The organism is Pseudomonas sp. Q12-87 (assembly GCF_001269755.1).
In the GTDB taxonomy this organism is placed as follows: domain Bacteria; phylum Pseudomonadota; class Gammaproteobacteria; order Pseudomonadales; family Pseudomonadaceae; genus Aquipseudomonas; species Aquipseudomonas fluorescens_S.
This window is the reverse complement of the sequence record NZ_LHVI01000019.1, coordinates 324,487-345,033: the sequence shown is the minus strand read 5'-3', so window position 1 is coordinate 345,033 and position 20,547 is coordinate 324,487. Positions and strand designations below refer to the sequence as shown.

General features: G+C 62.0%; 19 protein-coding genes. 7 read left to right on the top strand and 12 right to left on the bottom strand.

All coding sequences use genetic code 11. The features are described from left to right. Window position 1: 1 nt before the first annotated feature. The 4 genes from AD663_RS13410 to pssA all read right to left on the bottom strand — a co-directional run bounded on the left by AD663_RS13410 (window position 2) and on the right by pssA (window position 4,272). Complete coding sequence (locus AD663_RS13410) at window positions 2-745, bottom strand: glycosyltransferase family 2 protein (RefSeq protein WP_003181669.1); 744 nt, start codon at window positions 743-745, stop codon at window positions 2-4. A 29-nt stretch (window positions 746-774) separates the two neighbouring features. Next, window positions 775-1,746, bottom strand: coding sequence for an NAD-dependent epimerase (locus AD663_RS13405; protein WP_053213933.1), 972 nt, complete (start codon window positions 1,744-1,746; stop codon window positions 775-777). Window positions 1,747-1,900: 154 nt separating this feature from the next. Beyond that, window positions 1,901-2,917, bottom strand: coding sequence for an AraC family transcriptional regulator (locus tag AD663_RS13400; RefSeq protein WP_003181666.1), 1,017 nt, complete (start codon window positions 2,915-2,917; stop codon window positions 1,901-1,903). An 11-nt stretch (window positions 2,918-2,928) separates the two neighbouring features. After that, on the bottom strand, window positions 2,929-4,272 hold the full coding sequence (gene pssA / locus AD663_RS13395; RefSeq protein ID WP_003181664.1) for a CDP-diacylglycerol--serine O-phosphatidyltransferase: 1,344 nt from the start codon (window positions 4,270-4,272) through the stop codon (window positions 2,929-2,931). A 121-nt stretch (window positions 4,273-4,393) separates the two neighbouring features. Here pssA and AD663_RS13390 point away from each other — a divergent pair, with 121 nt between their 5' ends. Both AD663_RS13390 and AD663_RS13385 read left to right on the top strand, forming a co-directional pair. Next, window positions 4,394-4,972 carry a TetR/AcrR family transcriptional regulator gene (locus tag AD663_RS13390; protein WP_003181662.1) on the top strand — a complete coding sequence of 193 codons (579 nt, stop codon included), beginning with the start codon at window positions 4,394-4,396 and terminating at the stop codon, window positions 4,970-4,972. Between the two features lie 48 nt (window positions 4,973-5,020). Then, window positions 5,021-5,500 (top strand): nuclear transport factor 2 family protein, encoded by a 480-nt coding sequence (locus tag AD663_RS13385; protein WP_053213901.1) that lies wholly within the window; start codon window positions 5,021-5,023, stop codon window positions 5,498-5,500. Between the two features lie 63 nt (window positions 5,501-5,563). On the opposite strand, the gene AD663_RS13380 is transcribed toward AD663_RS13385, so the two are convergent. Then, on the bottom strand, window positions 5,564-6,634 hold the full coding sequence (locus tag AD663_RS13380; RefSeq protein WP_003181658.1) for a M42 family metallopeptidase: 1,071 nt from the start codon (window positions 6,632-6,634) through the stop codon (window positions 5,564-5,566). Window positions 6,635-6,887: 253 nt separating this feature from the next. Here AD663_RS13380 and AD663_RS13375 point away from each other — a divergent pair, with 253 nt between their 5' ends. Beyond that, window positions 6,888-7,289, top strand: coding sequence for a hypothetical protein (locus AD663_RS13375; protein WP_003181656.1), 402 nt, complete (start codon window positions 6,888-6,890; stop codon window positions 7,287-7,289). Window positions 7,290-7,391: 102 nt separating this feature from the next. Here AD663_RS13375 and AD663_RS13370 read toward each other — a convergent pair whose 3' ends face one another. From AD663_RS13370 to nirB, 3 genes are all read right to left on the bottom strand, one after another. Beyond that, window positions 7,392-7,832 carry a CBS domain-containing protein gene (locus AD663_RS13370; protein WP_003181654.1) on the bottom strand — a complete coding sequence of 147 codons (441 nt, stop codon included), beginning with the start codon at window positions 7,830-7,832 and terminating at the stop codon, window positions 7,392-7,394. A 149-nt stretch (window positions 7,833-7,981) separates the two neighbouring features. Continuing rightward, window positions 7,982-8,368 carry a nitrite reductase small subunit NirD gene (nirD, locus tag AD663_RS13365; protein ID WP_053213900.1) on the bottom strand — a complete coding sequence of 129 codons (387 nt, stop codon included), beginning with the start codon at window positions 8,366-8,368 and terminating at the stop codon, window positions 7,982-7,984. After that, window positions 8,368-10,929, bottom strand: coding sequence for a nitrite reductase large subunit NirB (gene nirB / locus AD663_RS13360; RefSeq protein ID WP_053213899.1), 2,562 nt, complete (start codon window positions 10,927-10,929; stop codon window positions 8,368-8,370). Before nirB ends, nirD begins: the two co-directional genes overlap by 1 nt. A 553-nt stretch (window positions 10,930-11,482) precedes the next feature. On the opposite strand from nirB, the gene AD663_RS13355 reads away from it, so the two are divergent. Then, window positions 11,483-12,466, top strand: coding sequence for an SDR family oxidoreductase (locus AD663_RS13355; RefSeq protein WP_033046013.1), 984 nt, complete (start codon window positions 11,483-11,485; stop codon window positions 12,464-12,466). Here the strand turns inward: AD663_RS13355 and AD663_RS13350 are convergent. The 3 genes from AD663_RS13350 to AD663_RS13340 all read right to left on the bottom strand — a co-directional run bounded on the left by AD663_RS13350 (window position 12,455) and on the right by AD663_RS13340 (window position 16,434). Then, complete coding sequence (locus AD663_RS13350) at window positions 12,455-14,062, bottom strand: alpha-amylase family protein (RefSeq protein ID WP_053213898.1); 1,608 nt, start codon at window positions 14,060-14,062, stop codon at window positions 12,455-12,457. The genes AD663_RS13355 and AD663_RS13350 overlap by 12 nt on opposite strands. Before the next feature lie 10 nt (window positions 14,063-14,072). Beyond that, complete coding sequence (locus tag AD663_RS13345) at window positions 14,073-15,599, bottom strand: alpha-amylase family glycosyl hydrolase (protein WP_003181645.1); 1,527 nt, start codon at window positions 15,597-15,599, stop codon at window positions 14,073-14,075. Window positions 15,600-15,789: 190 nt separating this feature from the next. Next, window positions 15,790-16,434, bottom strand: coding sequence for a TetR/AcrR family transcriptional regulator (locus AD663_RS13340; RefSeq protein WP_003181643.1), 645 nt, complete (start codon window positions 16,432-16,434; stop codon window positions 15,790-15,792). 103 nt (window positions 16,435-16,537) lie between these two features. On the opposite strand from AD663_RS13340, the gene AD663_RS13335 reads away from it, so the two are divergent. Further along, a complete protein-coding gene (locus AD663_RS13335) occupies window positions 16,538-17,164 on the top strand; it encodes an NAD(P)H-dependent oxidoreductase (protein ID WP_003181640.1) in 627 nt (208 codons plus the stop codon). On the opposite strand, the gene AD663_RS13330 is transcribed toward AD663_RS13335, so the two are convergent. Further along, window positions 17,128-18,699: a murein L,D-transpeptidase gene (locus AD663_RS13330; protein WP_003181638.1), complete on the bottom strand. Its 1,572-nt coding sequence runs from the start codon at window positions 18,697-18,699 to the stop codon at window positions 17,128-17,130. The genes AD663_RS13335 and AD663_RS13330 overlap by 37 nt on opposite strands. Window positions 18,700-18,828: 129 nt before the next feature. Between AD663_RS13330 and AD663_RS13325 the strand changes: the two genes are divergently transcribed. Beyond that, complete coding sequence (locus AD663_RS13325) at window positions 18,829-19,542, top strand: murein L,D-transpeptidase catalytic domain family protein (RefSeq protein WP_003181636.1); 714 nt, start codon at window positions 18,829-18,831, stop codon at window positions 19,540-19,542. Window positions 19,543-19,582: 40 nt separating this feature from the next. Beyond that, window positions 19,583-20,539 carry a class I SAM-dependent methyltransferase gene (locus tag AD663_RS13320; RefSeq protein WP_003181634.1) on the top strand — a complete coding sequence of 319 codons (957 nt, stop codon included), beginning with the start codon at window positions 19,583-19,585 and terminating at the stop codon, window positions 20,537-20,539. Window positions 20,540-20,547 lie beyond the last annotated feature (8 nt).

Genomic DNA, 20,547 nt, shown 5'->3' with positions numbered 1-20,547 from the left:
CTCAGACCTCGGTTTCCTGAGCGTTGACGTCCAGGCGAGTGCGCTTTATCAGCCACCACACCCCGAATAGATCGAGTATGCCCACCAAGGCCCGGTCAAGGTTTCCATAGTTCGAAACCCCGGCCCCGCGCTCGCGGTGGTTCACCGGTTGAACCAGCATCCGACCGTTGTGCCGGCGGATCAGCGCGGGGATAAAACGGTGCATGTGATCGAAATACGGCAGGCGCAAGAACGCCTCGCGCTCGATCAGTTTGATCCCGCAACCGGTATCGGGCGTCTGGTCCTTCAGCAGACTGGCGCGCAGCTTGTTCGCAAATCGCGATGCCCAGCGCTTGCTCGCCGTGTCCCGGCGGTTGACTCTATGCCCGGCCACCAACTTGACGCCGGCCGGTTCGCCTTCCGTACCGCGCACCAGGTCCAGCATCCTGGGCAGATCGGCCGGATCGTTCTGCCCATCACCGTCGAGGGTGGCCAGCCAGTGCCCGCGCGCCGCTTCAGCGGCGTGGTGGATCGATGTGCTCTGGCCGAGGGATCGGGCATGGCGGAGCACTCGCAACTGCCGATAGCCGCTGTCTTGCAAGGTTCGTAACTCGGCGGCGGTGCCGTCGGTGCTGCCGTCGTCGACCACAATCACTTCGAAGGCCTCGTCGGCCATTGCGGTGCGCACTTCTTCCAGAAGTGGAATGAGGTTGCCAGCTTCATTTTTTGCCGGAATCAGGACCGACACGTAAGGGGCTTGGTGCATGACACTCCAGGGGAACGAGGAACGAAGGGTTAGACGCCGTAATAGTTGCGGTACCACTCGACAAACGACTGCACGCCGGTGGGCACCGCGACCTGTGGGCGAAACCCCACGCGCGCGTCCAACTCCCGGGTGTCCGCCCAGGTGTCGATTACATCGCCCGGCTGCAACGGCAGGAAATGCTTCATCGCCCGGATACCCAGTGCCGCTTCGATGCACTCGACGAATTGCAGAAGCCTCACCGGCGCGCCGAATCCGATGTTGTAGATCTTGTTGGGTGCCCCGGCTTGATCGCTCGGCGGCAGCGGAATCAATCGCACGAGGGCCTCGACGATGTCGTCTATGTAAGTGAAGTCCCGGGACATCGCACCGTCGTTATAGATGTCGATGGGGCGACCGTTGAGGATGGCATCGGTGAATTTGAACAGCGCCATGTCGGGCCGTCCCCAAGGCCCATACACCGTAAAAAAGCGCAGGCCGGTGGTGGGAATGCCGTACAGGTGAGCGTACGTATGGGCCATCAGTTCATTCGCCCGTTTGGTCGCCGCGTAGAAGGACACTGGCCGATCCACCGGGTCTGTCGTGGCATATGGCAGGCGTTCGTTCGATCCGTACACCGAACTGCTCGAGGCAAACATCAGATGCGCCGGCTTATGGGCACGGCAGGCTTCCAATACGTTGAGAAAACCCAACAGGTTGCTTTGCCCATAGGCATCGGGATGATCGATGGAGTAACGCACACCGGCCTGGGCCGCCAGATGGATGACGTGCTCGAAGGCGTGTTTGGCGAACAGGTCCAGCAGCGCTGGTTTGTCTGCAATATCGACCAAGTGGAACTGGAAATTTCGGCATTCGGCCAACAGCGCCAGTCGTGCCTGCTTCAGTTCGACGCTGTAGTAGCTGTTGAGGTTGTCGATGCCGATGACCTGATGGCCCTCGCCGCACAGCCGCCTGGCCGTATGAAAGCCGATGAAGCCGGCAGCGCCGGTGACCAGTACCCTCATACGCATCCCAAAACGGTCACTTGCATACACTACCCTGCTCAATGGCTCGGTTTATCCGGGCCTGCACAGGCTTGTATCAAAGAAAAATGACAGTTTTATGAGCGTGCCTACGCAAGGCCCCTTGTGGGGCGAAGGTCTGAGACCTACCGATAGGTCAGGCAGAATCGTTGAGAATCAGGCTCCGGTAATGCCCCGGGTTGGACCCCGACCATTTGCGGAACGCCTTGTAGAAGGAGCTGGCATCGGCGAAGCCCAGGCGCGCGGCGATTTCGACAAAGCTGATGGAGGGTTCGGCCAGCCAGGTGATGGCCAGGTCCTTGCGCACGCTGTCCTTGAGGGCCTGGTAGGTCTGGCCCTCCTCCGCCAGGCGTCGGCGCAAGGTGGACGCCGAAACGCATAATTGCTGGGCCAGGGCTTCGGTTTCCGGCCACTGCTCGGCCGGCAACTGCCGCAGGTCGTGGCGAATGCGGCTGGCGAGGCTTTGCGGGTTGCGGTACTTGACCAGGATATTGGCCGGGGCCTGGGCGAGGAAACGCTTGAGTTCATCCGCGTTGCGCCGGATGGGCAAGTCCAGGCACTCGGCGGCGAGAATCATCCGGGTACGGGGCCGGTCAAAGCGCAGGTTCTGGGAGAACATCACCCGGTAGTCGTCGCAGAAATCCGGCGCCGGGCAGCGCAGTTCGATGGCAAGAATAGGAATGCGCCGCCCAGCGAGCCAGCAGGCCACGCCATGGACGATCATCCAGTAGGTGAAGTAGGTAAAGGCACGACGTGGCTCTTGATCGTCTTCCAACAGGACGATTTCCGCCAGGCTTTGCTGGCGAACCCACTGGGCCGGCAGGCGTTCGAGCATCAATGAGAGAAACGCCAGCCCCGCCGTCAAGCCGGCCGCCAACGTGGGCTGGGCCATGGCGCTTTGACAGAGAAACGCCAGGCTGCCGGACTTGAGCTTGCGCGGGTCCATGCCGAAGAATTCATCATCCAGGCGCCGGGCCAGCAAACGCCAGAGCCGCGCGTAGGCATGGGCTGGCACCCGCGCCTGGGCATCGCCGAGCAGCGCAGGATCGATGCCCACTGCGCGCAGCACCTCGTCGGTAGCCGCTCCAGAAGGGCAACTTTGCAGCAGCGCTTCACGCACCAGCTGGATGGAAATGGTGTCCTTCTGCGACACGGCGCGGGCGTTCACAGGATTCGATAAAGCAGCCGCTCGATCCGCACGCGGCTGACCCGTTTCAGGAACTTGGCCACCGCCGCCGGGTAATCCGGCAACGTTTCGAGGTCCAGATACCGTTCGATCCGGCGGGTATGGTGATAGATCTGCTCAAGTTCAAGCTGGCGTGGCGCAAGCAGCTCACCCTTGGGATCGTCCAGCAACAGGGCATTTTCCAGGTCCAGGCGAAACGCCCGCGGATTGAGGTTGTTGCCGGTCAACAAGGTATAGCGCTCGTCGACCCACATGCCTTTCAGGTGATACGTGTTATCGCCGTCACGCCACAGGTGCAGGTTCAACTGGCCGCTGTCGATGTAGCGCTGGTGGCGTTTGGCGAAGCGTCGCAGGCTGATTTCGTAGAGATAGGGCAGCGCCGCGATGATCTTGAACGGCTCGCTCGGCGGGATGAAGAAATCGTTGGCCGTCTTGTCGCCGACAATGATGTCGATCTTGACGCCTCGGGCCAGGGCGCGATTGATCTCCCGGGTCACGGCCAGGGGCAGGTTGAAGTACGGCGTGCAGATGGTCAACTGCCGACGACTGCTGGCGATCAATTCGCCGATCACCTTACTGAGCGGGTTGTTCTTGCCCACGCCGAGCAACGGACTCACCGTCAGCCCGCTCTTGTCGAGGCTGCCGGCCGTGGTGTCGTAGGCCGCATATTTAAGGCGGCTGCGCAGATCGCCGATGTCCTTGCGCAGGCTGCGAGTGCTGGGCAGGTTCGGCAGGTCCAGGCGATGCACCGCCTTGGACGCCACCAGACCGTGCTGAACCAGATGCTGCATCGAGTCGGCCAACGCCGTGTTCTGCAGCAGGTGATAACGGTCGTAGCGGTACTTGTCGAACTTGTGCAGGTAAACGTTATTCAGGCTGGCGCCGCTGTACAGCACGCAGTCGTCGATCACGAAACCCTTGAGATGCAGCACGCCGAACAGCTCACGGGTCTGCACCGGTACGCCATAGATCGGCACTTCGCTGGCATGGGTGCGCGTCTGCTCCTGGTACCAGGCCGAGTTGCCCGGCTGCTTCTTGGCGCCGATCAGCCCGCGCTGGGCCCGCAACCAGTCTACGACCACGACCACGTCCAGTTCCGGACGCGCAGCCTTGGCAGCGTGCAGGGCATCGAGGATTTCCTGGCCGGCCTCGTCCTGTTGCAGGTACAGGGCGACGATATAGATGCGCTGGGTAGCCTGGGCGATTTTTTCCAACAGGCAATGGCGGAATTGGGCAGCGCCATCGAGGATGGTCACCGCATCGGCGGTCAGTGCAAAGCTGCGCAGCTTGGGCAGCAGGGAGCGTTTGAAAAGCGACGGCATAGGGCTCGCAATAAGGTCGATTCCGAAGAACGGATGAGCTTACACCATGGATGGGGCTGGGTCTTCCCGTCGTCATGAAAAAAGATTTGACCAAGAAGAACGATCGTTCTACTGTTGCGTCATGAACGAAATCACTGGCAACGAAACACGAGACATCATCCTCGATGTCGCCGAAAAGTTGATCTATAAAAGTGGCATCGCCGCCACCGGCATGGACCTTCTGGTGAAAACCGCCGGCGTCTCCAGGAAAAGTATCTACCGCTACTTCACCAACAAGGACGACTTGGTCGTGGCCGCACTGAAGCGACGCGACGAGCGCTGGATGCTCTGGTTCAGCACCGAGGTCGACAAGGCGCCGAACCCCGCCGCCCGGCTGCTCAACCTGTTCACCGTGCTCAAGGGTTGGTTCGACAGCGAAGGCTTTCGCGGCTGTGCATTTATCAACACCAGCGGCGAAACCGGCGACCCGCAGGATCCGGTCCGCCAAGTGGCGAAGCTGCACAAACAGAAGTTGCTCGAATACGTCACCCGGCTGTGCATCGATCAAGGTATCGAGAACCCGGAGGCGCTGGCCCGGCAGTTGCTGATCCTGATTGATGGCGCCATCACCGTGGCGCTGGTCATGGGCGACCACAGCGCGGCCGACGATGCCCGGGACATGCTGAAAACGTTATTGCCCATGGATTCGCAACAAGCCTGACCCGTTGAACCGCTGTGCAATTCGTCTACCACTCACTGGAGATCCGCCATGTCGTCTTCTTCTGAAGTTCGCCCGCCCCTGCCGCCCTTCACCCGTGAAACGGCCATCGAGAAAGTTCGCCTGGCCGAAGATGGCTGGAACTCTCGCGACCCGCAAAAAGTTTCGCTGGCCTACACGCTCGACACCCAATGGCGCAACCGTGCCGAATTTGCCAGTAGCCGCGAAGAAGCCAAGGCCTTCCTGACGCGCAAATGGGCCAAGGAACTGGATTATCGGCTGATCAAGGAACTGTGGGCCTTCACTGACAACCGCATCGCCGTGCGCTATGCCTACGAATGGCACGATGATTCGGGCAACTGGTTCCGCTCTTATGGCAACGAGAATTGGGAGTTCGACGAAAACGGCCTGATGTTCAACCGCTATGCCTGCATCAACGACCTGCCGATCAAGGAAAGCGAGCGCAAGTTCCGCTGGCCGCTGGGACGTCGGCCTGATGATCATCCCGGCTTGTCCGAGCTGGGCTTGTAACGCAGACCTTGCTGGGAGCGGGCAACCCCGCTCCCAGCTCCCAGCTTCAGCATTCCCGCAGGGCTAGCCTGGGGTTCTGTTGAGCAGGAATTCCAACAGCGACGCCGCGCAGGCCTCGATACTGCCGTCCAGGATCAGCTCATAGCCGTGGGTATTTTCCGTCGGAATCGCGATGCAACCGCCTTGCGCGGAAATACCACTGCTCATGATCGCGCTGGCATCGCTGGCAAAATCCACCAGCAGTGCGAATTGCGGCGACAACCCACAACGCTTGCCCGCCTTGTACAGCTGATCGACAACGTAACGGTGGTAACAGCCGTTCTTGTCTCCGGAATTGATGATGGGGTCGACGCTCAGGGTTGTACCGTATTCCGCCATCACCGGACCTACCTCAACCGCCACCGTGATATCGCCGGGCAAGTGGCTGGCGGCGTAGCGCGCTCCAGCATTGGATTCCTCTTCCTGGGTGGTGAACACGAAATAGACGTCACCCGCCAGTTCGGCGCGGCGCTCGGCCAACGATCGTGCCGCCTGCAAGGACGCGACCATGGGCGCGCGGTCGTCGAGGAAATGCGCGGCGATTGCATCACGAACCCGAAACGGTCGGCGCCAATGTTGGCTCAACACCACCCGCGTACCGGGTCTTACCCCATGGGCTTGCAATTCTTCTGGGGAACAGCGGGTGATGATATGCACGTCCTGCCAAGTGACATTTCCCGACAGCACATCCGAACCCTGGTGGGTTTCGCCGGTGCTGTGCATCGAGCCGAACGACAACACGCCGGGAATGAAATCCTGATCGCCGAGAATATCCACCGGGCAGACGCCGAAGTTGATCGGATTCGCCCCGCCCAGGGCCACCACTCGCAGCGTACCATCCGGGTCGATCTGTTTGACCAGCATGGCGATCTCGTCCAGGTGCGCCATGATCCTCACGGGTTCAGGGTTTCCACTGGCCTTGGCGGTTCCCTTGATCAGGCCGATCACATTGCCGGCCGGGTCGACCCAGGCTTCATCGCAGTGGGGCTTGAGTTCTCGCAGGCAAACTCCACGGACCTCGTTTTCCTGATCGCCCGGGCCTCGGGCCATTAGCAGCTCTTCAAGCAACGGCAAGGTAGACGGTTGGGGTTGCATCTTTTTCGCTCTCCTTATCATTTGGCGGTTTGCCGTCGTGTCGGTGACGGAGCGAGCCACGACACGCCTCTCCTAGGTGAGGCCGCTTGGGCATGAAAAATTTGCTTGGATTGACCGGTAGACGGACGAACGGTCGATACCCAGTGGCAGAGCAGCCCGGGGAGAGGGTTGACCATCGCGCCGGCAGGCATCACATTGCCTGGGTCGCCCTTGCGCAAAAGGCGGTGTGTCTTGTTGCAGACCTGTGGAGCCCATGACCGCGTCGATCCCGATCCGTCCCCCCTGCCCGCCCGGCGTCTGCGATTGCGGGCGTGACGAGTTACTGCAAACGCCAGGCAGCGACTTGCGCATCCTTTGCCTGAACCGCCAGGAAGAAAAACGCCTGCTCGAACGGCTGGAAAACATCCAGAGCCTTGACGAGCTCGAGCGTCTGCAACAGCGGCTATACGAGAACCTGGGCGTGCGGCTGCGCATCGAGCCCGGTTACAACGAAGTCCGGACCATGCGTGGCATCGCCATCGAGTTCCAGCAGCAACCCGGCCTGTGCCGCAAGATACGCCAGTCGATTCCGGCCGCCATTCGGCGTGGCCTGGAGAAACGCCCTGAAATCGCCTGGCGGTTGTTGGACGCCCACGACCTGTTTCGCGACGCCTGATCCTTCCCGGCGCCGCACATCAATCGCAACAGACAGGTTGTGTCAATGGCTGGCATGCAAGCTCCCTAGCCACAAGAGCCGCTCTGATTTGAAGAGGCGGACTCAATGCCCGCGGATGTAATGCTCCAACTGCCGGATCAAGTCCGCCTGTTCGACAATCGCTTCCTTGACCAGATCACCAATGGACAAAAGGCCAATCAACTGTCCGTTATCCAGCACCGGCAAGTGCCGCAGGTGGCTGTCGGTCATGACTTCCATGCAGCGATCGATGCTCTGCTGGCTGTCGGCGGTGATCACCGGCGCACTCATGATGGTGCGCACCGGCGTCCCCACGGATGAGCGACCTTGCAGCACCATTTTGCGTGCGTAGTCCCGCTCGCTGAACACGCCCACGACCTGACCATTCTCGATCACCGGCAGTGCGCCAACATTCTTCTCGGCCATGATTTGCAACGCTTCGAGCACCGTCTGCTCGGGTGCGATGCTGTGGACCTGCTGGTTCTGCACACTTTTGAGTTTCACCAGTTGAGCGGCGGTTTTCATGGCATATCCCCTAACAGCCTGCTGATACTTTCGCTTGAGAACCCTATGTGGCGACGGAGCTTGCTCCCGCTGGGCTGCGCAGCGGCCCCAGGATCTTGCGGGCGCTGCGCACCCGAGCGGGAGCAAGCGCCCTCGCCACATAAAACAGATCAGTCTTCGCCGATCTCGACCACGTCGCCATTCAAGCGCACCGGCCATACCCGCAGGCGCTGTTCCGGGTATTCCAGGCAATGGCCGTCTTCCAGGCGAAAATGCTGTTTGTACATGGGCGAGGCAATCACCAGGTCGCCCTTGATGCTGCCCAGCAATCCGCGACCGATCACATTCGCCCCTGACTTCGGATCGCGGTTGTCGATGGCGTAGATCGGCTTGTCCTGATGCTCGGGCAGGTACAGCAACGCCACCTGGGCGCCCTCGTGCCAGGCCACCACGCCGGAGTTCGGCACCAGGTCCTCGCGGCTGCACAGGGCTCGCCATTGGACCGGTTGCGGGGCCTCAGAACGGGTGGGGATACGAACGACGTTTGACTGGCTCATCAGAGCACCTCCTCGGTGACAGGAATCAGGTGAAGTTCGCCGGCGTGAACCGGCCGGCGCTGGCCACGTTCGCGGACGAAATGGACGTCCGGATCGCTGCGCTTGTCATTGACGAACGTACGGAAGCGCTTGAGTTTTTCCGGGTCCTTGAGGGCGTTCGCCCATTCGCATTCGTAGCGGTCGACCACCAGTTGCATTTGGGCTTCGAGCTCGACGCCCAGGCCGAGGCTGTCGTGGAGGATCACGTCCTTGAGGTAATCCAGGCCGCCCTCCAGGCTCTCGCGCCAGACCGAGGTGCGCTGCAGCTTGTCAGCGGTGCGGATGTAGAACATCAGGAAGCGGTCGATGTAGCGGATCAGCGTCGCGTCATCCAAGTCAGTGGCGAACAACTCGGCGTGACGTGGGCGCATGCCACCGTTGCCGGCGACGTACAGGTTCCAGCCCTTCTCGGTGGCGATCACGCCGACGTCCTTGCTCTGGGCCTCGGCGCACTCGCGGGTGCAACCGGACACCGCAAACTTGAGCTTGTGCGGCGAGCGCAGGCCTTTGTAGCGGTCTTCGAGAGTGAGGGCCATTTGCACGCTGTCCTGCACGCCGTAGCGGCACCAGGTGCTGCCCACGCAGGATTTCACCGTGCGGGTGGATTTGCCGTAGGCATGGCCCGTTTCGAAACCGGCTTCGATCAGCTCGGCCCAGATGTCGGGCAACTGGTGCAACTGGGCACCGAACAGGTCGATGCGCTGACCGCCGGTGATCTTGGTGTAGAGGTCGTATTTCTTCGCAACCACGCCGATGGCGATGAGTTTGTCGGCGGTGATTTCCCCGCCGGCGATGCGCGGCACCACCGAATAGGTGCCGTTTTTCTGCATGTTCGCCATGAACGTGTCGTTGGTGTCCTGCAACGGCACCAGGGATGGGTCCATGATCGGCTGGTTCCAGCACGACGCCAGGATCGAGCCCACCGCCGGTTTGCACAGGTCGCAACCGGTGTGGCCGCGGCCGTGCTTGGCCAGCAGTTCGTCAAAACTGATGATGCCTTCCACCCGCACCAGGGCGTACAGCTCCTGGCGGGTGTAGGCGAAGTGTTCGCACAGGCTCTTGTCGACGCTGACGCCGCGGGCGATCAGTTCATGCTCGAATACCTGCTTGACCAGCGCGGCGCAACCACCGCAACCGGTGCCGGCCTTGGTGTCGCACTTGAGTTGGCCCAGGTCGGTGCAGCCACCGTCGATGGCCGAGCAGATCGAGCCCTTGGTGACGTTGTGGCATGAACAAATGGTGGCTGCTTCGGGCAGCGCCGCCGGGCCGAGTGTCGGGGCGCCTTCGGACGATGGCAGGATCAGGCTGGCCGCGTCCTTGGGCAAGGCGATGCCGTTCTGCATGTATTGCAGCAACGTGTCGTAGTAGCTGTTGTCGCCCACCAGCACCGCGCCGATTACGCGCTTGCCATCGGCGTCCACCACCAGTCGCCGGTAGCTGGCGCTGGTGCCATCGATGAACTGGAAACTGCGCGACCCTGGTGTGTTGCCATGGGCATCGCCGATGGAACCCACGTCGACGCCGAGCAATTTGAGCTTGGTGGACATGTCCGCGCCGGTGAAGGCTTCGCCGGGTTCGCCGCACAGGCGCGCCGCAACGTTGCGGGCCATCTGGTAGCCGGGAGCGACCAGGCCGAAGATGCTGCCGTTCCAGGCCGCGCATTCACCGATGGCGTAGATGTCCGGGTCGCTGCTCTGGCAATGATCATCGATCACGACGCCGCCGCGCGGACCAATCTGCAGGTCACTCTGGCGAGCCAGGGCGTCCTGGGCGCGGATACCGGCGGAGAACACGATGAGGTCGGTTTCGAGGAAATCCTCTTCGCCGAAATTCATCCGATAGCGGTACTGCTCACCGGCGCAGATGGACCGGGTGCCCTTGGACAAGTGCACGCCGACACCGAGCTTCTCGATGCGCGCCTTGAGCGCCAGGCCGCCCTGCTCGTCCAGTTGCACGGGCATCAGCCGTGGGGCGAACTCAACCACATGGGCTTCCAGGCCCAGGGACTTGAGGGCGTTGGCCGCTTCGAGGCCCAGCAGGCCACCACCGACCACCACGCCACGGCGGGCGTTGGTGGCGGCGGCACGGATCGCGTCCAGGTCTTCCAGGGTGCGATAGACCAGGCAGCAATCCCCTTCGGCACCTTCGATGGGTGGCACGAACGGGTAGGAACCGGTGGCGAGCACCAGCTTGTCGTAGCTGATGCGCTCGCCGGCGGTGACGACCTGACGGGCCTGGCGATCGATTTCCAACACCGGCACGCCCAGGTGCAGCGCGACACCGGGCGTCTGGTACAGCGAAGCTTCACCGAGGGCCAGGGATTCGGCATCGCGCCCCGAGAAATACTCGGACAGATGCACGCGGTCATAGGCACGCATCGGCTCTTCGCTGAACACATGCAGGTGGTAATGATTGAGGGCACCGCGCTCGATCAATTGCTCGACGCAGTGATGGCCGACCATGCCATTGCCGATCACGATCAGCGTTTGCAGCTTGTTCAGAGAAGCAACGTTGGAATTCATAAAAAGCACCCGACAAAAGCCCATCACGATTTTTGAAAGCAAAAAAAAAGACGCCTGAAACCTTGCGGTTCCAGGCGTCTTTGCCTGTTCTGTGCGGTATCGACCCAGCGACTGCGCTGCGATCTACCGTTGTCCCGGCCTGCTGGCGCTCGATCTTCGTTGACCGACGGGGGTGCCCACTCGATTGTATTCACGGTGGGCCTGAACACCCTCTTGCAGCGAGCGTGCCAACGCTCACACCTCGTCCTACCCCGCACCCTCGCAACACCCATAATCCCCTGTGGGAGCGGGCTTGCCCGCGAAAGCGCCCGTCCAACCAGCGACAAGACTCGCCCGCTTGCAGCAACTCCAAGCGCACCGACTCTTGCCTTCCAGTGGTGCGAGCCAACGCTACAAGCTTCATAAAAGTGCAACGGTGCAGCCACCGCGCCAGCAAAATTGTGAACCATCATCCACGCCGAATTTCACACTTTATAAGCAACCGTTACCCGCCGACATTCGGTGAATAAGCACTCTGGAGGGATCGGCAGCAGCTATGAGTGGAACCAACACGATGGATATGCGAACCCAACCTGTTGTCGTCATTTGTGGTGCGACCGCCGGCGTCGGTCGTGCGACCGCACACCGGTTTGCCGCCGCCGGTTACCGGGTCGGCCTGCTGGCCCGGGATGAGCAGGCGTTGGCTGCTACAGAAGAAGAACTGAGCGTGCACGGCGTTGCAACACTGGCCGCCAGCGTGGACGTGGCCGATGCCGAGGCGGTATTGGAAGCGGCGCAAAAAATCGAAGAGACGCTGGGGCCGGTGACGGTATGGATCAACTGCGCCATGGTCACGGTGTTTTCACCGGTCCATCGACTGGCCGCCGAGGAAATCCACAGGGTCACGTCGGTGACTTACCTGGGCACCGTCCACGGCACGCTGGCGGCGCTGGAGTTGATGATGCCGCGCAATCGTGGCGTGATTATCCAGGTCGGTTCCGCCCTCGCCTATCGGGCCATTCCCTTGCAAGCGGCGTATTGCGGGGCCAAGTTCGCGGTACGCGGTTTTACCGACTCGCTGCGCTGCGAACTGCTGCATCAGCACAGCGACATCCGGGTGTGCATGGTGCAGTTGCCAGCGATCAACACACCGCAGTTCGACTGGGCCCGCAACAAACTCGGCAAACGCCCTCAACCGGTGCCGCCCATTCACGACCCGGACGTGGCCGCGCGGGCCATTTTCAGTGTGGTGCGGCGCACACCCAGGGAATTGTGGCTGGGTGCCGCATCGCTCAAGGCGATTGTCGGCACATGCCTGATGCCCGGGCTGCTCGACCGAATGCTGGCTCGCGGTGCCTGTTCTGGCCAGATGACCGATGAGCCAGACGACGGACAACGGCCAGACAACCTGTTTTCTCCCGAAGTGCCGGTGCATCGCACTCGCGGACGCTTCAGCGGACGCTCGCGCAATGCCGCGCTGGCGCTCAGCTCCACCCAAGTGTCGGCGCTGCTGCTGGCAACCGGCGGGCTGGTGGCGGTGGTGTTGCTATTGTTCTGAAGTCTTGCGCCTGAACCAACGATAGCCGTAGCCGTGCAAGGCCAGGCGCGAGTCTTGCGCGGCTTCATAGTGGCCGTCCGAGACAATCTCGTCGAACCCTGCAAGGTCCGGCGCTTCAAGCTGCACCGTAACGGCTTCGCCACTGAGATTGGCGAACATCAGCGATGTGGCCTCGCCTATATGGGCAATCGCAAACACCGCCGGATGATCCGCCACCAGCAATTCGGCGCGCCCGTCGCCGATTTCAGGAAGCCAGCCACGCGCCCTCAGCAAATGCCGTGTGCGAGCCAGCAGCGAGTCGGGATCATCCTCTTGAACGGCGACGTGCAGGTGGGTGTAGGCGAACGGCCCTTTATCGATTAGCGGTGCTGCCAGGCGTTGGGCCGAGGAGAATCCGGCATTGGCCTCGGCGGACCATTGCATCGGCGTGCGTACTGACAGGCGTTCGGGCAGGGCCAGGTCGTCGCCCATGCCGATTTCCTCGCCATAGCGCACGATGGGCGTGCCTGGCAGCGAAAGCAGCAGTGCCTCGGCCAGCGCCTGACGACGCACATCGCCCTCAAGCATCGGCGCCAGCCGTCGACGAATACCACGGCCATACAGGCGCATGTTTTCGTCCGGGGCGAAGGCCTGCATGACCTCCTCCCGTTCCTGCTCGGTCAAGCGTTCCAGGTCCAGCTCGTCATGGTTGCGCAGCCACACCGCGTAGTTGGCGCCGTCTGGCGGGGCCGGCCGGCGCTTGATGGCGCGTTGCAATGGCTCGGCCTCGCCACGGGCCAGCGCCAGGAACAAATGGTTATTGACCCAGAAATCCAGCACCAGCCCCAGGCGCTCGCCGTCGCCAAAATAATGCCGGTAGCGCTCCGGTTCAACGTCCACTTCGCCCATCAACACGCCCTCCGGGTTGACGCGGGTCAGGCATTTGAAGAACCTGTCCAGCACCCAGACACCCTGCTCTTCATCGCCACCGCCGGCCTGCTCGACCAGATGGGAAGCGGCGTCAAGGCGAAAACCGGCGATGCCCAATTCCAGCCAGTGCACCATGACCCGCTCAATGGCCTCCACCACGCGCGGGTTCGCCAGGTTCAGGTCGGGCTCATGACGATAGAACAAATGCCGATAGTACTGGCCGGCCTCCTCGTCCCATTGCCAGATGCTCTCTTCCACTGACGGGAAAATCGGCTGGTTGCCGTCGTCTACGGGGGTGTCGGACCACAGGTAGTAATCGCGGTAGGGGCTGTTTCTGTCGCGTCGTGCGCGCTGGAACCACGGGTGCTGGTCAGAAGTGTGCTGCACCACCAGTTCCATGATCACCCGTATGCCGCGCTCCCGGGCCTGGACGATCAATTGCCTCAGGTCTTCTTCGCTACCAAAGCGTGGGTCCAACGCGAGGAAATCGCTGACGTCATACCCCGCGTCCTTGAAGGGCGAACGGTACAACGGCATCAACCAGAGCGCACCCACCCCCAGCGATTGCAAGTAATCGAGGCGCTGGATGATGCCCTTGAGATCGCCCCGGCCATCGCCGTTGCTGTCATGGAACAATGACGGGTCGATTTGATAGATCAGGGTATTTCGATGCCAATTGGCTTTCATCGATCTCTCCTTACCGGCACAACACCAGCGCCTGTTCAGCAGCCAGCCGGCCACTGAACGGCTGGCCTTCGCCTTGCCCATCGCTGGCAAGTTCAACCCGCCAAGGCTCGGCCAGGGGAAAGGTGTGTTCGCTGTCGGCGAAGTTAATGCAGACCAATCTCTCGTCACCTTCACAGTGACGGCGATACGCGAGGACTTGCGGGTGCGACGCCAGCTCCTCCCAAGCTCCCAGGCGCAGCGCCGGGCTGTCGCGGCGGCATGCGAGCAACTGGCGGTACAGCGCCAACGTGGAATCGGCGGACTGCTCTTGGGCTTCCACCGACAAAGCCCCCGCGTCAGGGGGAAATGGCAGCCACGGTGCCTGCCCGCCCCAGCCATGGGGTGCCTGGGCTAACCACGGCAACGGTGCGCGGCTGCCGTCCCTGCCGCCGGGATCGACGCGGGTCTGGGCGCTGACCTGGGTATCTTCCAGGCCCAGCTCCTCGCCCTGATAAATGAACGGCGTGCCGCGTAGCGTCAGCAGCATCACTGCTGCGGCCCGGGCTCGACGCAGCGAGCCACCATAGCGGCTGCGATGGCGGCTGTTGTCATGATTGGACAGCACCCAGGTCGGCCAGGCCTGCAACGGCCCCAGGTCATTCTCCACCTCACGCACGCACAAGCGGAAAATCACCGGGTCCCATGGCGCATCCAAGGGCGGGAAATTGAACGACATGTGCAGCTCGTCGCTGGCCCCGTAGTAGGCGGCGACCTGCGCTGTCGAGCGGATGTTCACCTCGCCGATCAGCACCCGGTCGCCTGGATAACTGTCCACCAATCGGCGCAGGCCGCGCAGCACCTCGTGGCTATAAGGCTGATCGTTGATCTTGACCATGGGTTCGCCGGCCATGCAGCGCGGGTCGTCGGCGAAATTTGGGTCTTTGCCCACACAATGCACCACGTCAATGCGGAATCCGTCCACCCCGCGTTCCAGCCAAAAGTGCAGCACCTGTTGCATGGCGGCGACGACTTCGGGGTTGCGCCAGTTCAGGTCAGGCTGCTGCGGGAGGAAAAAATGCAAGTAATACTGCTGGCTGGTGTCGTCCCAGGTCCAGGTGCTGCCGCCGTTGATCGAGGCTCGCCAGTTGTTCGGCTGGTCGCGCCAGATGTACCAGTCACGCTTGGGGTTGTCGCGGCTGGAGCGCGACTCGATGAACCACGGATGCTGGTCCGAAGTGTGATTGGGGACGAAATCCAGCAGCACCTTGAGACCGCGCTGGTGGGCTTGTTCGATAAGGTTGTCCAGGTCGGCCAGTGTGCCGAACAATGGGTCGACATCGGTGTAGTCGCAGATGTCATAGCCAGCGTCGCACATGGGCGAGCGGTACACCGGCGACAGCCACAGGGCGTCGATGCCCAGGCGTTGAAGGTGATCCAGATGCGCGGTCAAGCCGGGCAGATCGCCGACACCGTCGCCATTGGCATCGGCAAACGAACGTGGGTAGACCTGGTAGATCACGGCATTTTTCCACCAGGGCGAGGACAAGGAGTTGGGCATGTCGCCTCCTCTGATCGCGGTATATGGTGGGCAAGACCGTAGCCCCGCCTGCTGCCCCTTCATGACGGGACATAGCTTAAGAACCGGAAAAAGCCTCGGGGGTTCGTTTTTTTTCTGTGTGTCGCGTCATCCGCAGGAATCAACCAAGCGGCATGCCCCGTGGCGAGGGAGCAAGCTCCCTCGCCACGGGTTAGCCGGCAGCAGTACCTGGAATGCTGTCGCGGGCATTTCTTTCGACCATCGCAACGATGGTGATGAAAAGCTCCCGCTTGGCCTCGTCGGCGTTGATCTCGCCAGTCGCCGCTGCGTTGGACAAGGCTTCCGCGGCCCCGAGCATTGCCCGCAACCCTGCCTGGCTCAGGACTTTGGCGCCGGCGTAGGGCTGGAGGACGGCCCGGCATTTGTCGAGAAAAATCGCTTCATATTCCCGCTTGATGGTTTCCAGCTCCGGTGAGCTGTTCAGCGCCGCGACCACACCGGAGATCTCTCGCCCTTGCAGCAACACACAGTCCACATAAGCCGAGGCAATGACCCGGGCTCGACTGTCGAGGGTCGCTTCGCTTGCCTCAAGCGTTGCGTCCATCAATGCCGTCTGGCGGGCATCGAAATCCTTGTACAACGCCGCCAGGAGCCCGGGCCGCGTGGTGAAGTGGTCATAAACAATGGGTTTGGTGACGCCCGCGTGCTCGGCGAGCCGGGCCAGGGTCAGGCCCTCGGTGCCCTCCTCCCGTATTAATTGCCAGGCGACGTCCAGCAACTGACGCTGCCGATCCTCGCGGGACAGACGTCGGCGTGGCGCGGCTGAAGGTGCTGCATTGGCTTCGCTGCTTGACATGCTTACTTTACCAACCGTAACTTAATGGCTTAGTTTACTAAGGGTAGCTTACCAAACGTAGCTTAGTCGCTTTTTACCGTTTTTTGTCAGAAGGAGTTCCGCTATGCACGCACTCTTTGTCGTTGCCCATCATGACCCACAATCCCTGACCCATGGCATCGCTCGGAAAATCGCCGAGGGCTTGGTCCAAGCGAACCCCAGCGACACCTTCGAAATGGCCGACCTGGCCGCCGAGGGCTTCGACCCGCGCTACACATTTGCCGACCATGCGGTCCACCATGGCGAGGCCGCGCCGCCAGTGGACGTGTTGGCTGAGCAGGCCAGAATCGAGCGGGCCGATACACTGGTCGTGGTGTATCCCATCTATTGGTGGTCGATGCCGGCGTTGCTCAAGGGTTGGATCGACCGGGTGTTTTCCAACGGCTGGGCGTTCGAGTTCAGCCTCGATGCTCCGTTCGTCAAGAAACTCGGGCATATGAAGGTGCACTTGGTGGCCGTGGGCGGTGCCGATCAAGGGACTTTCCTGCGCCATGGTTACGGCGCGGCGATGACGACCCAGATCGACCACGGCATTTTCGATTATTGTGGCGCCCGCGTAATGACCTCCCTGCGCCTGCTCGATTCGGAAACCCTTGACCCTGCCCAGCACCTGGCCACGGCCTATGATCTTGGCCGCCAATTGCTGCCCAGGGTTCAGAGCGCACGGGGTCGGGCGACCGACAAAGCATGATCGCGTCCGTAGATGTCCGGGACATAAAGCAGTTGCCCCTGGTGATCGGCTTGAACCGTCCAATAACCCAGCAGGATCGGCACGGGCTTGGCCAACCGGAACTCATGGGTCAGTTCGCTGGCCAGCAAGGTGTCGGTCCTGACGCGCTCGGCTGGGTTCACCAGCCAGTCACGCAGTTGCATCGCCTGCTCGATTCGCACGCACCCTGAGCTGAACGCTCGTGGTCCCTTGGCGAACAATGATTGGCTGGGGGTGTCGTGCAGGTATACAGAAAACGGATTGGGGAAACGGATCGCCATTTTGCCCAGTGGGTTCTTCGGGCCGGGGTCCTGGCGCAGCATCAAGTCGCCGGGGTGCTCCCAGTCGATCGCCTCCGCGGCCAACGGCAGGCCGTCGCGGTCGAGGATCCTGAGGTTATGCCGAGCGAGGAACTCGGGGTCGCGGCGGATCTCCGGCAGCTTGTCTTCGCGCATGATGGTCGGTGGGATGGTCCACGTCGGATTGAGCGTCAGGCGCGTGATGTTGGACTTGATCAGCGGCGTCTGCCGCTCGGCACGTCCCACCTGGGTACGGGTTTGCCATGCCGGTGCGCCACCTCGGTAGACCGTCAGCTGGGCGGCCGCGACGTTGACCAGCACGCTGTCGGGTTCAAGGTCCTGGGCCAGCCAACGCATTCGTTCCAGGTTGACGCGCAGTTGCTCGCGCCGCATGGCCGCGCTGATGTTCAGCTCGGTGACGGTCCAGGGGCCTACCACGCCGTCAGCCTGCAATGAATGCTGGAGCTGGAAGCGCTTCATCGCCTCGACCAGGTCAGGGTTGTATCGATCATCGACGACCCGGGGCGGCGCGCCCAGATAACCTTCGTTGAACAATCGCTGCGCCAGCGCGGGCACGCGAGCGTCCTGTTTGTCCGGCTGCAACAGCGCCCCTGCGGGAACCGGCTGCCAATCGGACAACGGTTGCTGGCGCCGCTGCGCATAGGCCAGGCGCAAGTTGCGGTAGAACTCCAGGCTCGGCCGGGCTTGCTCGAAAGCCTTGGCGAGGTCTTGCAACCCTGGCCCAGCGATGGCCACTACCTCGGCCTGTCGGTCTTGCAGTTTCGGATGGGCCCGCCACACAGGCTCCAGCCGCTCTTGCGACAGGTAACCGAAGCGCAATTCATACAGCGCCTGGAGGTAGCGTTGGGTAATGGCGATGTCGGTGCACGGCGCACCCTCGACAGTGCCGTCGTCGGGCAGGCTGTAGCGCGCTGGATCCAACCCGTCATCGGCCAGTTGCTGCAACTGGTCGCGCAGCAGCGTTAACCGTTCGGCGCCCGCCCAGGCCGGCTGGCCTGCGTTTTGCTGGTAAAACGCCTGCAAGCTGATCATTGTCGGAAAATCGACGCCGGCCGCCAACGTCGGACACGCCACCGACAATTGAGCGAGCGCGCCCTGGACGGGTGTCGCTTCAGCAAGCGGAGCGTCTTCGCCCGTCGCGACCAATGGCGCAGCGAGCAATAAAAGGCTCAAGTAACATACGGACGCTTTGAACAACTGCTTTACTCCAATCCATGGCCGTCTCGTTGACGGTTGACTTTGCGACAGGTACTGCCCGCCATCATGCCAACATTTCAAACCGGACGGGATGCCGCAGATAAATACTTGCTTGGGGATTTTTCTTCTGTGCTGACTTTCCTGCGTCGGTTCTGCCTGGCCGTGACAAGCCTGGGCGTGCTCTGCAACCCGGCGTTTGCCGAAAGCAAAAATACCCAGGGCCTCTACAACAGCCTCGCCCACGCCGCGCCGGAACTCAATCCCCTGGCCCTTAAAAGCGCCTTGAGCGCCATGCAGTGCGCCGTTGCCAATGGCGCACGACAGGCTCGCCACCTTGCAGTGATCGATTACTCGCAGCCCTCCACCGCCCGTCGCCTGTGGATCTTCGACCTGAACCAGAAGAAGCTGGTATTGCGCGACCTGGTGGCCCACGGGCAGAAATCCGGGGAGAACTTCGCGACCCAATTCTCCAATCGCCTGGGCAGTTACCAGTCCAGCCTGGGGCTGTTCCGCACCCAGGAAAGCTATCAGGGCACCCACGGTTATTCGCTGCGCATGGACGGCCTGGAACCGGGTTTCAACGACCAGGCACGCGACCGCGCCCTCGTGATCCACGCCGCCGATTATGTGAACCCGTTGTGGAGCGCCCGCCAAGGTCGCATCGGGCGCAGCCAGGGTTGCCCTGCCGTGCGGCCGCAAGTGGCGCGCCAAGTGATCGATAAGCTCAAGGGCGGGCAATTCATGTTTTCCTGGTACCCGGACCCGGGCTGGCTCAAGCGTTCGGCCTACCTCAACTGCCGGCCGCAACAGGTGGCCAGTATTCTCGCTACCAGCGGTGGCTAGCGGTTAAGATGCCGGCCCTTCGAATTGCCGGCCTTGTACGATGAACCTTGAAGCCCTTCAAATCCTGCAGACTCATTTACTGACGGCGCTGGTTTCGGTGCCCGAGCAAACCCGTCGCCTGTTCCATGGCCGCGGCCGATGCTGGGCGGGCCTGGAACAGATTACCGTCGACTGGCTCGAAGGCGTGGTGCTGGTCTCATTGTTCAAGGAACCGGAACCGACGCAACTGGACGACCTGCTGTCGATGTTGCTGGCCCTGGCCACCTCGCCCGCCTGGCAACACAGCACCGCCCATACCCTGGCCGTGCAGCACCGCTACCTGCCGCAAAGCCTCACCCAGTGGCTGGTGGGCGAGCCGATAGAGGAATGGACCCTGACCGAAGGCGGCCTGCGCTACCGGATCGACCTGGGCAAGAAACAGAACAATGGCCTGTTCCTGGATATGCGCTACGGCCGCGACTGGGTCCGTGCCAATGCCGATGGCAAACGGGTGCTCAATCTGTTCGCCTACACCTGCGGTTTTTCGGTGGCGGCCATCGCTGGCGGGGCTCGGCACGTGGTCAATCTGGACATGTCCCGCGCCGCCCTGAGCCGTGGCCGCGACAACCATCGCCTTAACGGTCATGACCTGGGCCAGGTGACGTTTCTCGGCCACGATCTGTTCAAGTCCTGGGGCAAGGTGATCAACAGCGGGCCGTACGACCTGGTGATCATCGACCCGCCAACTTTCCAGAAAGGCAGTTTCCTGCTGACCAAGGATTATCAGCGCGTCCTGCGGCGCTTGCCGGAACTGCTCACCGCCCGAGGCACGGTGCTGGCATGCAGCAACGATCCGGCCACCGGCACCGACTTCCTGATTGACGGCGTCACACGCGAAGCCCCGGGGCTGATATTCGAACAGCGCCTGGAAAACCCGCCGGAGTTTCCCGACGCCGATCCGGAATGCGGCCTCAAAGCCTTGGTGTTCAGGACCACGCCGGTCAGCCAGGCGCTTTGAACCGCAGT

Excerpts from the sequence above, each read along its gene's own strand:
- AD663_RS13405 (WP_053213933.1), bottom strand. The coding sequence starts at position 1,746 with ATGAGGGTACTGGTCACCGGCGCTGCCGGCTTCATCGGCTTTCATACG.
- AD663_RS13340 (WP_003181643.1), bottom strand. The coding sequence starts at position 16,434 with ATGTCAAGCAGCGAAGCCAATGCAGCACCTTCAGCCGCGCCACGCCGA.
- AD663_RS13385 (WP_053213901.1), top strand. The coding sequence starts at position 5,021 with ATGTCGTCTTCTTCTGAAGTTCGCCCGCCCCTGCCGCCCTTCACCCGT.
- AD663_RS13350 (WP_053213898.1), bottom strand. The coding sequence starts at position 14,062 with ATGAAAGCCAATTGGCATCGAAATACCCTGATCTATCAAATCGACCCG.
- AD663_RS13410 (WP_003181669.1), bottom strand. The coding sequence starts at position 745 with ATGCACCAAGCCCCTTACGTGTCGGTCCTGATTCCGGCAAAAAATGAA.
- AD663_RS13320 (WP_003181634.1), top strand. The coding sequence starts at position 19,583 with ATGAACCTTGAAGCCCTTCAAATCCTGCAGACTCATTTACTGACGGCG.
- AD663_RS13335 (WP_003181640.1), top strand. The coding sequence starts at position 16,538 with ATGCACGCACTCTTTGTCGTTGCCCATCATGACCCACAATCCCTGACC.
- nirD (WP_053213900.1), bottom strand. The coding sequence starts at position 8,368 with ATGAGCCAGTCAAACGTCGTTCGTATCCCCACCCGTTCTGAGGCCCCG.
- AD663_RS13370 (WP_003181654.1), bottom strand. The coding sequence starts at position 7,832 with ATGAAAACCGCCGCTCAACTGGTGAAACTCAAAAGTGTGCAGAACCAG.
- AD663_RS13380 (WP_003181658.1), bottom strand. The coding sequence starts at position 6,634 with ATGCAACCCCAACCGTCTACCTTGCCGTTGCTTGAAGAGCTGCTAATG.
- AD663_RS13390 (WP_003181662.1), top strand. The coding sequence starts at position 4,394 with ATGAACGAAATCACTGGCAACGAAACACGAGACATCATCCTCGATGTC.
- AD663_RS13355 (WP_033046013.1), top strand. The coding sequence starts at position 11,483 with ATGGATATGCGAACCCAACCTGTTGTCGTCATTTGTGGTGCGACCGCC.
- AD663_RS13345 (WP_003181645.1), bottom strand. The coding sequence starts at position 15,599 with ATGCCCAACTCCTTGTCCTCGCCCTGGTGGAAAAATGCCGTGATCTAC.
- nirB (WP_053213899.1), bottom strand. The coding sequence starts at position 10,929 with ATGAATTCCAACGTTGCTTCTCTGAACAAGCTGCAAACGCTGATCGTG.
- AD663_RS13375 (WP_003181656.1), top strand. The coding sequence starts at position 6,888 with ATGACCGCGTCGATCCCGATCCGTCCCCCCTGCCCGCCCGGCGTCTGC.
- pssA (WP_003181664.1), bottom strand. The coding sequence starts at position 4,272 with ATGCCGTCGCTTTTCAAACGCTCCCTGCTGCCCAAGCTGCGCAGCTTT.